This window comes from Sessilibacter sp. MAH1, assembly GCF_054658315.1.
This window is the reverse complement of sequence record NZ_BAAGIC010000025.1, coordinates 23132-36134: the sequence shown is the minus strand read 5'-3', so window position 1 is coordinate 36134 and position 13003 is coordinate 23132. Positions and strand designations below refer to the sequence as shown.

General features: G+C 36.2%; 9 protein-coding genes. 7 read left to right on the top strand and 2 right to left on the bottom strand.

Annotated elements, in window-relative coordinates:
- Nucleotides 1-52 precede the first annotated feature (52 nt).
- The 3 genes from ACYQ28_RS18275 to ACYQ28_RS18265 are packed head-to-tail and all read left to right on the top strand — an operon-like array spanning nucleotide 53 to nucleotide 4639.
- The gene (locus tag ACYQ28_RS18275; protein WP_460052553.1) at nucleotides 53-640 is read left to right on the top strand and encodes a tetratricopeptide repeat protein; all 588 of its coding nucleotides are present in this window, start codon (nucleotides 53-55) and stop codon (nucleotides 638-640) included.
- On the top strand, nucleotides 637-1617 hold the full coding sequence (locus ACYQ28_RS18270) for a hypothetical protein (protein WP_460052552.1): 981 nt from the start codon (nucleotides 637-639) through the stop codon (nucleotides 1615-1617). Before ACYQ28_RS18275 ends, ACYQ28_RS18270 begins: the two co-directional genes overlap by 4 nt.
- Nucleotides 1562-4639 (top strand): CHAT domain-containing protein, encoded by a 3078-nt coding sequence (locus ACYQ28_RS18265; protein WP_460052550.1) that lies wholly within the window; start codon nucleotides 1562-1564, stop codon nucleotides 4637-4639. The genes ACYQ28_RS18270 and ACYQ28_RS18265 overlap by 56 nt, the downstream gene beginning before the upstream one ends.
- Before the next feature lie 173 nt (nucleotides 4640-4812).
- Here the strand turns inward: ACYQ28_RS18265 and ACYQ28_RS18260 are convergent, their stop codons facing one another.
- Entirely contained in the window at nucleotides 4813-6321 is a 1509-nt protein-coding gene (locus ACYQ28_RS18260; protein ID WP_460052549.1) for a mechanosensitive ion channel family protein, read from the bottom strand.
- A 622-nt stretch (nucleotides 6322-6943) separates the two neighbouring features.
- Here ACYQ28_RS18260 and ACYQ28_RS18255 point away from each other — a divergent pair.
- A complete protein-coding gene (locus tag ACYQ28_RS18255) occupies nucleotides 6944-7495 on the top strand; it encodes a ferritin-like domain-containing protein (protein ID WP_460052548.1) in 552 nt (183 codons plus the stop codon).
- 281 nt (nucleotides 7496-7776) lie between these two features.
- On the opposite strand, the gene ACYQ28_RS18250 is transcribed toward ACYQ28_RS18255, so the two are convergent.
- On the bottom strand, nucleotides 7777-8250 hold the full coding sequence (locus ACYQ28_RS18250) for a hypothetical protein (protein ID WP_460052546.1): 474 nt from the start codon (nucleotides 8248-8250) through the stop codon (nucleotides 7777-7779).
- A gap of 1218 nt (nucleotides 8251-9468) precedes the next feature.
- Here ACYQ28_RS18250 and ACYQ28_RS18245 point away from each other — a divergent pair.
- From ACYQ28_RS18245 to ACYQ28_RS18235, 3 genes are all read left to right on the top strand, one after another.
- Nucleotides 9469-10548, top strand: a complete 1080-nt coding sequence (locus ACYQ28_RS18245; protein ID WP_460052545.1) for a TRAP transporter substrate-binding protein — start codon at nucleotides 9469-9471, stop codon at nucleotides 10546-10548.
- Between the two features lie 134 nt (nucleotides 10549-10682).
- Nucleotides 10683-11213: a TRAP transporter small permease subunit gene (locus ACYQ28_RS18240; protein WP_460052543.1), complete on the top strand. Its 531-nt coding sequence runs from the start codon at nucleotides 10683-10685 to the stop codon at nucleotides 11211-11213.
- The gene (locus ACYQ28_RS18235) at nucleotides 11210-12496 is read left to right on the top strand and encodes a TRAP transporter large permease (protein ID WP_460052541.1); all 1287 of its coding nucleotides are present in this window, start codon (nucleotides 11210-11212) and stop codon (nucleotides 12494-12496) included. The genes ACYQ28_RS18240 and ACYQ28_RS18235 overlap by 4 nt, the downstream gene beginning before the upstream one ends.
- The last annotated feature ends 507 nt before the right edge of the window (nucleotides 12497-13003 follow it).

The window sequence follows — 13003 nt, the reverse complement described above, 5'->3', positions numbered from 1 at the left end:
TCCTTTGGCGAGAAAAATGGCCGACTATACCAGCTGACCTCTTTTCAAGAAAATTGCACTTATTATCCGAAACCAAGACATATTACTTCGCAACTTTAATCAATTACTTATAAGAGCAAGAAAAAATGCGGAAGCCAATCCCAAAAATCCTAATGCAAACTTTGAGTATGCAAGCCTATTAGATGAGAGTCAGCAAATTGACTTAGCAAAAAAATACTATTTAAAAGCATTAGATTTAGATCCAGGTTTCACCAAAGCTAAAAACAACCTTGCTCGAATTTACATTCTCAACAACCAAGAAAATCAAGCCATAAATGAGTTGGAATTTTTATTATCTACCAAAAATCTCGATAGCACTGCACAAGTATTCGTCAAAAAAAATATTATCTGGGCTTATCTTAATCAAAATAATTATCTATCAGCGCAGCCCTATTTAGATTCTTTAGTTTTAGATTTTAACTCGGAAGATATCCGAGGTCTTGAAACGATTATTATCTGTTTGACTGAGTTATCTGATTTAGTTAAGGGAACAACCTACGAAGACCGATCCCACAATTGTGAAATGCGCTATAAAACACCTGATCGAATATTTATAGAAAAGCAATGGATAGATCGCTTAAACAAGGATAACTCACAATGAAATACATACTAATAGCAATTTTAATATTCAATAACTCAATGTTACATGCTGACGAATATTGGGTAATAAAAACTGAAGGCAAACCAGAGGCATATATAAAAGATTTAAAAAAGCAATTTCCCATACAACTGGGTGATTTTGTAAAACCAGACTGGAAATTAAAATCTAATGATCCATCTCGAATTTCAATCGTGTGCTCTGATGGAGAAATTGGATTAGTGGGAAGAAACCAGACTCCCGGCGAAGTCTGCAACCAACCTAAAACGATTAATTCCGAAGACTTAACAAGATACAGAAACGATAGAGATAAAAAATTTCCAGAAATATTAAGACCAAGATCGGAGAAAATAATCAATCTCTTTCCCATAAAATGGCGATATGAACACAATTCCGAAGTTGATGTATTTATAAAAAATATCGACACTGACGAAGATCAGATTTTTAAGTATCAGACAGGGAAATCCATAAACAAAGAAAAACCTGAACAATCAAACAATAACAAACACTACCAAATTAAAGTCTGTCGCTCTGGAACAACAAAACTGTGTAGTGATAATAATTACAATATCACTTATACAGTTGCAGACCAACAAGAATTGCAGCGTTTATCTTTAGAGTCTAAAACTCTTTCATCAAAATCAAACTTTACCTACGGTCAAGCATATTCCGTCTTATTGTATTTAAACCAATATTATGATGATGCTCTAGATAAACTGGATTCAGAATTTTTACATGGAAAATTATGGGCGAAATATATTGCAGGGCAATCCCATAAAAACAACGCACTATTTGAAGAAGCCGAAGCTTATTTCCTTGTACTAATTGATAGTTATTTAATACATAAATTACCAGGCAGTGAATTAACTGCTATCAACAGCTGTTATTCATTAAAAGAGTTATACCAACATTTTGAGGGGAGTTATGATCAAGTCGATATTCTTAAGAAAAAATACACATCCATTTGCACTAAATATTAAAAATACTATAAATGCTCTGTTAATTTTCACTCTATTCATATTCTCAGCTCATGGTAAAACCAACCCTACTCAAGATGCATATAAATTATACTCTGAAAAAAATTACTCAGAATCAAGGGCTATTCTATACAATCTAATAAATAAGGATGAATACACATGCATTCTAAATAAATCTTCAATAGAAAACTGTATCAATGCCTTCTTAATCTATTACGCTCTTTCAGCATCGGAAGGTAAACTTAAAGATATAAGGTCTAGCATTAATTACTTAACAAAATCCTACGAAACTTTAAGATATATTGATCAAACAATAAATCCGAATAATGAAACGACCAATGGAAATAAAAGTATTGAAGTTAATTCAGAAGCCAACTGGGAGAATGAGCTAGCCAAAGCATTAAACGAATTAGAAAACACACAAGAAGCAGGATCTTTAACCGATCTATTAGCTTTTACAAAAATATTAAACGAACAAAAAACGAACAACACTTTATTTTCGGACGAAAACTTTTGGCAACCCTTTTCACTTTACAATAAAATTATAAATTCACAGTTCTGCGACAGCAAACCATCAATAAACGAAGACAATTTTAACGAGATCATCACTAACAACCAAAATACATACTTCGAAGAAGGTGTTAATAGATTAAATACAAAGCTAAACATCGATGAGTCAAACAACTTATCGATTAGTGATATTCTGATACCCAGTACTCTTGATTCTCTACTGCGATTAATCAGCGCTATCGAATCAACTCCCCAAAAGCAAGGACAGATAAGCAGCCAATTAAGAATAAGCCTAAATAACTGCGTAGAAGAATTAAAACCCACCATTAAATTAGGTATCGAAAAAGCTATTTCGGTTGAAATTGCAGACACTGAAATAATAAGTCGACTGGAAAAATTATCATATCACTCATTATTGGGAATTAGCTCAGCAGATCTAGTACAACTAAAATTTCTTCGAGGTAAATTATTCTATCAAGCTAACGATAAGCAACAAGGTGAACTATTGATGACTGAGGCGTTAAATCAGTTAATCAATAATTATTCATTCAACGGGGAGACTTCAAGTAGCTTCATCAATCAAATAAATATTATCCATCAATATGCTAAAATCCATTGTTCTCAAAGTTGTGATAACGAAACTCGCAAAAAAATTAAAAATTTAGCATCTGAATTCAATGATTTATATGAAAATTTGTCCGCGACCAAGTGGCATATTTTCTCATCAACTCGAAGCTATCTGTCTGAAGAGTCGGAACAGCTTATAAAAGCTTTACCAGGAGGTGCATACTCTGTTTCATTCGGTATATTTGCGGAGTTAGTAAAACAAGTTACAGACAGAATTGTAGAACTAAAATCTGCAGAAATCTATTTAATAACTGGAGATCAAGGTGAGGCAAAAAAAATCTTATTTTACCATGAACTACCTAATGATATCTATGATGAATATACTTTAGCGTATCAATATTACTTATCTGCAAAATGGCATGAGATTTATGGCGAAAAAAATTCAGCCGAAAAATACTGGCTTTTAGCCGTAAATAACTACGATGATAGGTTACCTATATTTGAAAATTATTTTGAGGCTCCACAACTATTTGCTCATAGCACTGCAATTTATGAAGAAGTTAGTGATTTTTACCGTCGTAACGATAATGCTAAAAAAGCTATCATTTATTTAGAAAGAGCGAGAGCATACTCTAGCACGTCACAAAAAAGAACCGACATTGATAGTAAATCGTTGTTAACATTAAAAAACAACATTCTAGCCGATTACGATAAATTACTGAAAGAGGGCGCTAAAATAGACCCCTCAATCTTAAAAAAGTTAAAATATCATGCAAATAAAAGATCGAAAAACTTGCCTCAAGTAAGTGGTATTTTTCACATCGCAGATTATGTTTCATTTATTCCCGAAACCTCTCAAGAACAAAAATACGTATTTGCTAGTAAATTGAATTATTATGAGTTATCCAAACACCAATTCGAATTCAATAAATCCCTGACTAAACAATCTGATTTTTACACATCAGAATTTACCGAAGACGAATTTAACACCATACAAAAGTCTCTACCAGACAATCACCTTGTCGTTGGTATATGGAGAGCCTCAGAAGCGGTTTACGTTTATACTTTCGATCAGTCTTCACTAAAGATCAAGCAGTTTCCTATTAAGGACGGAAAACTGGTTACTATCAATAAACTCTACTCCGACTTTATCGAACCACAATTACAAAAACAGGACTCCGTACCAAAACGAGATCACGTCGTATTTTTAGTCAACAGCGATTATGCACAATTACCATTAGCTGCGATGACAAGTAATTCTAGTGCATTAATAGATATTGCCAGTATCAGCTATCTACCGAAACTAAATTATCTGTATAAATTAGCTCAACAAGACAACAGTAGTAATAAAGCAGTATTCTTTGATTCACATATCGTCGACGCTGTTAGGATTTCATCAGAGAGAGAACAGGCGGCTATTTCAAGTTTGGTATCAACTCAGGTATTTAAATCTGAAAATGCAACTCGAAAAAGCCTGTACAATTCCCTCAATAAAAACTCCATTATTCATATAAGCTCGCACGCTAGTTTGGATATCCTAGATCCAAGATATTCTTATTTTGAACTCAATGATGGACTGGGCCATTCCGACAAGGTATTCAACTATGAGTTAGACTCAGTCTCTTTCGATAGCGCTGACCTAACTGTATTAAATGCTTGCAAAACCGCCGGTTCTTTTAGTGGTTTAATTTATAATGAATTTTTATCGCTACCTCACACAATAATGAAAGCTGGATCAAATTCAGTAATATCTAGTATCAGTAATGTACCCGATGACATAGCAAATGAATTTAGTACGCATTTTTACCAAGAACTATCCGAAGGTAAAACTATTTCGCAAGCGTTCCACTCAACACAGCAGCATCTTCGTAAGCAAAAACCGAACTCAACACAGTGGGCCTATTACGTTTTAAATGCAAATATCAACGGCTTAAATAAAACATACTAAAAATCTATAACCACAAGTAAAAATCCATAAAATAAGAGTTATCTGCGATAACTCTTATTTCGCTAAACCATTACGTTTGAGGTAAAATTTTCAGTGATAACATACCAATCAATTCAGCTTATAAAATCACCGTGAATACAAAACAATACTCGCCACCACTTTGACAACTAGAATTAATTTCCCCCTTCATCGCTTTCTGTTGCATCTTCATTATCAGGCAGATAAACCTTGTCGGTTTTTTTATCGATTGACTGGCTTGAATTAATGTCTTTTTCTTGGCGTTGTATTGAGGTTTGCGCAACGATTGGTTCGCCAAAGTAAAGAGTGCGATGTGGAAATGGTATTTCGATGTTACGTTCGTCGAAGAGGTATTTCATACGACGGTTAAATTCGCGCCCAACGTTCCATTTTTCGAGTGGTCGGGTTTTTATTCGCGCTTTAATGATTACGGCAGAATCGGCAAATTTATCGACGCCAAATATTTCTATCGGCGACAAGATTCGATCTTTAAAGTCGTCATCATTACGAATTTCTTCGTCAATTTCTCGTAAGCATTCTATAACAACGTCGGTATTTTCTTTGTAAGCAACACCAACGTCCATCAGATAAAAGCTAAAGTCTTTGGTGAGGTTATCCACAATCGATACTTCACCAAAGGGTACGGTATGTACGGTGCCGTCCAGCGCTCTTAGTTGCAATTTACGAATCGATAATGTTTCAACCACGCCGGTTCTGTTCGCCACGGTTACTACATCACCTATTTGCAGTAGGTCTTCGATAATTACCGTAAATCCCGTTAAAAAGTCTTTCACAAGAGTTTGGGCACCAAAACCGACGGCGATACCTAACACTCCAGCACCCGCCAAGAGAGGGTAAATGTCTACGCCTATTCCCGATAAAAACACCATGATAAACAACAAACTTAAGGTAAACAGTAATGCATTACGAATAATGGGCATCACGGTATTCATTCGGGCATTGGATTTTAAACTACTGTGCGATGAGACAAATTCCATGGCTGCATTTGCGCTCTCCCAAATTAATATAGCGACAAAAATTAACGCCAATGCTGCTAATATAAACGAAACGATAGCTGTTATATTAATCGCTCTATTAATAAAACTGTCTTCTGGAACATAAAGAACAAAAACAGCATAGATGACAAAAATAAATACATGAGCCTTAATGGCATAATTGACTAAATGCAGTAAAGGAATAAATCTACGTGAATTTAAATGCAAACGTAGGTTCATCTTTTTTAAATGCGATTTAGCGGTTTTATACGCGAACTTTAATATCACTAAGGCAACAATGGTAATGAGCAACAAAGCAGCAAGAACCAACGCCTCCCATGCAGTGGATTCGGGAATATTAAATTCAGATAAAAGATTACTTACGTACTCTTTAAACTCAGTGCTTTTTTCTTCAAAATTAATAATTTCTTGAACTTCAAGCTCTTTGTTGTCTTTGCCTTCTTGCTGCTGCGCGGTTTCTAAGGTTTTTAAGTCTTCAATGAGTTGTTGCCGTTGTTCCGGTGATTCTATCTTCTCTATAAGTTCCGATACGTTGTCGTTATCCTTTTCTTGACTCTCATTAGAACTGGAGGAACTACCCAACAATCCTATTTGAGAAAGGCTCTGAGTTGAAAAAATAATTAATAGTACAAAGAGTAAAACCTTCATCGTTGTCACTTTCTATTTAATTAATGTTTAATTTTCTAAATTAATTACACGTCGCTCTTATCAAATACGACTTATAACACCAAATACAACTTGTAATAGTTACAATGATTAAAATACTAATTTGTAAAAAAGAGATGAAACTCAAAACATCTTTTTAAAAAGCATTATTATTAAACGCCTATATTCATTGTTAACCAACTAAAAGCAATTTATAACCCAACTCTAGACAAACAATTTTTATCATATTTTTCAATAGCTTACTAAAAACAAAAAATTAAACCGTAGATTGCAAAATATCCACTAGGTTTTATTGGCACAGTGCTCGCTTAATACTATTCATCGAAAGCGAAATCTTACTCTAGGAACTTCTGATTAACTCATCCTTGATTTAATCAGAGAACAGAAATTGAAAATGTGATTTCCAATTTCTTCACTATTTCAATCACTTACAGTTCTTGAAATTGACGACACATCCTTGTGTCGCGAGAAACTCTAGGTTAATCAGAGTTTCCTCTATTCAATAAATGTGGGGCTTGCTAAAAAAGCAAAACCCAAAAAGATATTCGCTAATTCACACACTACTCAAAATGATTATTTTGAGTATGGTAAGGAGAACAAAGTTATGGCTAATGCACAGTTTGTATCTGATATTGAAAGTATTCGTAAAAAAGCCAGAGAAGATATTTTGCAAGGGGCTTTAACAAAAGGTTTTAAAGGCGATGTTAACGAAACCATTCGACTTTTAAATGCGGCATTAAGTACAGAGATTATTTGTACGCTTCGCTACCGCCAGCATTACTTTTCTTGCGAAGGTTTAAACGCACAAATAGTCGCCGACGAATTTCTAGAACACAGTAATCAAGAGCAAGAACACGCAGACAAGCTCGCCGAAAGAATTTGCCAACTTGGCGGTTCACCGGATATGAATCCAGATAAGCTCAGTGAACGTAGTCACTCTGAATACACCGAATCAAGTTCGATCAAAGAAATGATTGTAGAAAATCTTATTGCGGAGCGAATTGCAATCGACTCTTACCGTGAAATGATTGAATTTATTGGTGATAAAGACCCAACCACACGCAGACTATTGGAAGAAATTCTGGCGGTGGAAGAAGAACACGCAGATGACCTAGCCGATTTGATGACCAGTTACGCAGTAGATACGAGAAACTAGACCAGCTCTGGGTTAAATAGATTCTAAGAGCAAGTTTCGAGAGAATTTGTAGAAAGATTGAATAGATCAACCAAACTTCCGTTGTCCGTTTTGTTGGTTTAGTTTGGTTTGTTGGTAAGTACCCGCGTATCAATTTACGCACAGCAGTAGCAGTTGTTAGCATGATTTAGCAATAGCATTCTTATTCTGAGCAGCCTTACCCCCTAAAAATTAGGGGGTTTTTTTTGCCTTGAATTTAACAATAGCACCGAATGGGCCAAAAATGTAGAGACGAGAAGTGATTACAAAACTTTGAACAGGTCTTTTTTCAACTTAGCGAATTGTTTAAGTTCGACCATACTCTCTGCCCATTGGGCATAAAGAGCACGAAGCTCAAAGTAATCTTTGGTATCAACAATTTCACGTTTTAGCGTTAAATAACCGTATTGGCCGTGAAAATGACCAATCGTATTTACCATAAAGTTTTTAGCTTTATCAAAGTCTGCGGCAGAGCGTGAGCTGGGTAAAACCACAAGCTCTTGCTCGAAATTACCTTTGCGAGCAACCGGAGCTTCATCTTTACCATTGGTAATATAATTTTCTTGAACTAACCAACTCAGATAGCGCTGCGCCTCCTGGCCAACAGCACCAATAATATCGTCTGTGCTCATTTGACCATTACAAAGAATAAGAATACGGCGCGCCTTCGGATCAACGTTACCCGATCGGGCACGCATCTCGTCAACACCTTTATTGGTTTTCGCGTAGCAATTCATGATTGAAGTCCTTTAAAAATTATTTTTATTTTTTTGGCAACAATTCAGGTTTGTGGCTTTATAAATAAAGAAATAATGCTTTCGTTTATTATTCTGTGAAACACATCATGCAATAAGAAATATCAAAATAGTCTTTTGCAGTCAAACGGTCAGGCGACTTGGAAATGTTAAGAAATGCTGAGGAAACAGTCTGCGTTATAAGATATTTCACTCAATTCAATGTAATAAAACACTAATGTCTATATATTAATTGCGAATAGAAATAATAGAATTACTTTAAATTTGATTTCGAAATATCCAGTAATATTATCGGTGTCTAAAACATTAATTTGTTCAAAGTTTATTTTATTACACGCCAGATAAAAAATTCTCTAATAAATAGCTTGATTGGTAACAATGTTACCTAAAATGTGAATTTTTGTTACTAAACTTCCAGTTTTAGGAAAATGTTGTCTTTCTTCAGCCCGATTGAGGAGATCTTTATGCGTTTAAGTTTAGAGCAAATTGATTAAATATTGCTTAGCAGTTTATTTACACAACTTTTAACGTATCGAGCGGGAGCCGATTTTCAGTAATTGTATTTCTAGCACAATTTATTATTTTTAAAGATGTTAATTTAATAAAATTGAAATTAAATTTATTCGGCTACTATGAATAATATTTTCTACAAAAAGACAATTTTTAGTCACTACTGATTAACGCTTCTAAACTTTAATCTGAGGATAGAAATTAAACACACAATTTTTAATGTCTTCACTATGTCTGTCTGCCACCTACCCTTTTTTGGAATTTGGCAACGCTCAAGTATGTCGCCAAAAAATTCTGCGTTAATCGCGGTTTTCTTTAATAACAACTCAGGTCTAAAGAAATTAACGTGTCTTAAACACGTAAAATATTTTTACCAAATATTCAAAATATAAAAATACAGAAATATCTACCAAAGTATTATGGTTAAAAACGAAGCTAAAAAAATATTTTTTTAGCATTAAATCCGAAACAAAGCCCGTTCGCTGCAAGGCGTGCAATGGCATTTCGACTTATTACGTACGTAGTTTTACGTAGATTTACTGGGTGCTTTTATACCCGATATGCGTAGTTATACTGACACTTTTCGCACTCCTGCCAATTTCGTAAATAGTTTTCATCTATCACAATACCTCTTGTTTCATTGGCGTGATCAAAATATCACCGCTTAAAATAATAACTAGAGGAATAGACATGCTAAAAATTTCTAAACTCAAGCGTTGGCTGATTGCTGGTATTGCCAGCTTTGCCGTTGCAACCAGTGCTCAAGCTGCTGATGACAAGGTTTATCGTTTAAAACTCGCAGAAACCTGGCCAACTAATTTTCCAGTATTCGGTGATTCACCACGCAACATGGCTGCCATGGCCGAGAAGATGTCTGGCGGCCGTTTGCAAATCACTATCGATTCAGCCAACAAGCACAAATCGCCTTTAGGCGTGTTTGATATGGTGCGCGCTGGTCAATACGACATGGGCCACTCTGCGTCTTATTATTGGAAAGGTAAGGTTCCGGCAACCATGTTCTTTACCACCATGCCATTTGGTATGACTGCACCTGAGCAATACGCGTGGTTCTACTACGGCGGCGGTATGGATTTGATGGAAAAGGTGTATAGCGAATACAACCTAATGAGCTTCCCTGGTGGTAACACCGGTATGCAAATGGGCGGCTGGTTCCAAAAAGAAATCAATACCGTTGATGACCTTAAAGGCTTAAAAATGCGCATTCCAGGTTTTGCTGGCGAGGTATTAGCAGAGCTTGGCGCGAAACCAACCAACATTCCACCGGGCGAAATGTACACCGCACTTGAGCGCAGAACTATCGATGCCTTGGAATGGGTTGGCCCGTCTTTGGATTTGCGTATGGGCTTCCATAAAATTGCGCCCTACTACTACACTGGCTGGCACGAACCTGCGACCGAATTACAGTTTTTAATCAACAAGCGCTCTTGGGATCGCTTGCCAGAAGATCTGCAAGAAATTCTTCGCGTCTCTATGCGCGCAGCGTCTTACGAAATGTATATTCAGTCTTACCACGAATCTGCTGAAAACCTAGCGGTTATCGATAAAGATTATCCTAACGTGCAAATTAAGAGCTTCCCACCAGAAGTTATTGAAGCGGTACGCGGTGCAAACACCAAGCTTTTAACGGAATACGCTGAAAAAGATCCTTTAATTAAAGAGATTTTAGATTCACAAGCGCAATACCTGAAAAAAGCACGTCACTGGACCGATGTATCTGACAAAGCTTACTTAAATACTATTGCTAACTAATTTCTAAGTCTCTATCGAGATTTTATCAAAGTAACCTCTGATTAATTTACGGACGAATTATTCAGAGGTTGTCAAATGAGTTCATACTCTGTTGTTTTAAACCTGTTACAACACTTTCTTTTATTGGAGTGGTTATGTTAATTGCTGCCGAAAAAGCACTGAACGGATTTTCAGAAGTGCTTGGAAAAATTGCAGCCGTTTTATTTTTGTTAATGCTGGTAAACGTTTTTTACGACGTTTTAATGCGTTACGTTTTTAATGACGTATCCATTGGCATGCAAGAAATGGAATGGCATCTCTTCTCATCGATGTTTATGTTAGCGATTCCCTATACATTAAAAGCCGATGGTCACGTTCGTGTTGATTTAATTTTTGAACGCCTATCTACAAAATGGCAATGCTTTATCGATATTTTTGGCGGAGTCATCTTACTTATTCCTTTTTGTGTATTTGTTGGTTATTACGGCATTGATTTTACCAAAGAGTCTTTCGAACTCGGCGAAGGTTCGGGCGACCCAGGTGGTTTACCGTATCGATTTATCATCAAAGGTGTTATCCCGTTTGCTTTCTTTGCAACCGCAATTTCAGGTTTAGGACTCGTCGTGTCGCGCATCAATGAATTGCGCGGTATTAAGCACGATCACAACAAGCAGGTGTCGCTATGATCGGAATTATCATGTTCGTTGTCGCCCTGCTGTTATTGCTGTTTGGCTTTCCGGTAGCGTTTACCTTTGGCGGCGTTGCCTTAATTTTTGGCGTATTAGCCGAAGGCCCAGACATTTTTGCCTTTATGCCATTTCGCGTGCAAAGCATCATGGAAAACGTGGTGTTAATGGCAGTCCCTTTATTTATTTTCATGGGTATTGTTCTGCAAAAAACGAAACTCGCAGAACAGCTTCTTGAATCTATGGGTAAGCTTTTTGGTGGCGTGCGCGGTGGGCTAGCCATTTCAACGGTATTGGTTGGCGCCTTGTTAGCCGCCTCTACAGGTGTTGTTGGTGCTTCGGTTGTGGCAATGGGTTTAATTTCTTTGCCGGTAATGCTCAAGTATAACTACGACAAATCACTTGCCTGCGGCACTATTTGTGCGTCAGGCACCCTTGGTCAGATTATCCCGCCATCAATTATTTTAATTATTTTAGGCGATGTATTGGGTATTCCCGTTGGCGATCTTTTCCAAGCTGCCGTTGGCCCGGGTTTGTTATTAATTGGTGTTTATGTTGTATACATTCTTATCTACACCTATTTAAAACCAGAATCTGCACCGGCGCTCCCTGTTGATGAAAATATCAATAAACGACAAGAATACTTCAACGCGCTAAAAGCTATTGTTCCACCGCTTGCACTTATTTTAGTGGTTTTAGGTTCTATCTTCGCCGGTGTTGCAACACCAACGGAATCTTCGGCATTAGGTGGTATTGGTGCTGTTGTTTTGGCCGCAATTTACGGACAATTCAGTTTTAAAATGCTAATGGATTCGGCCTTAGAAACCGTTAAAATTACTGCCATGGTTTTTGCAATTTTGTTAGGTGCTACGGCGTTCTCAATGGCGTTTACCTATACCGGTGGCGATTATATTGTTGAAGAAATTCTAACAAATTTACCGGGCGGTGCGACTGGCTTCTTAATTTTGTCGATGTTAGCGATTTTGATATTAGGGTTTTTCATCGATTTTGTTGAAATCAGTTTTATTATTGTACCAATTCTTGCACCGGTAGCAGATGCATTGGGCATTGCACCCGTGTGGTTTGCCATTCTAATTGCCATGAACTTGCAAACATCATTCTTAACACCGCCATTTGGTTTTGCTTTGTTCTATTTAAAAGGTGTGGCACCACCAGAAGTAAAAACCACCGAAATTTACAAAGGTATTGTGCCCTTTATTTTAATGCAAATAGCCGTACTTATTAGCATTATGTTATTTCCAGGCCTTTATGGATTGTTATAGAGATTTTTTGTAAACTCACTACAAATATCGCTACTAAATACAAAAAATACTTTTAAATAACGCGCAATTTCATACCTTTCTTTTTGTCTTTATCTTTCCTGAAACTTGCCTCTACTCTTTTGAGTAGAGGTTTTTTTGCGTCTAAATATTCAAAACCCGCCTTAATTTAAACACCCGTTTAATATTTAATAACCCTTCTATTCACTAAAGCAGAATATTCAAATTATTCGATCTAAACACCACTCAAGACTTCTTTGTGTTCTTAAAAAAACGCCACTATAACTTTTGAGACACTCTTTCTTATGTAGCTGAAAAAATTGATGAATCAGTGTTTTCTTATCAAAAAATTAGTGAAAAATAATACGGTTAAAAACTTTGGCATAAGCTTTCGCTGCCGATACAAGCAACTGTACAAAGATTTATACGCGTCTTTTTAATAAAAACTAATAATTTAGGAATGTAAAAAGTAGGTGGTTCCAAGTTTACACTGGTTACTGTCACTACATA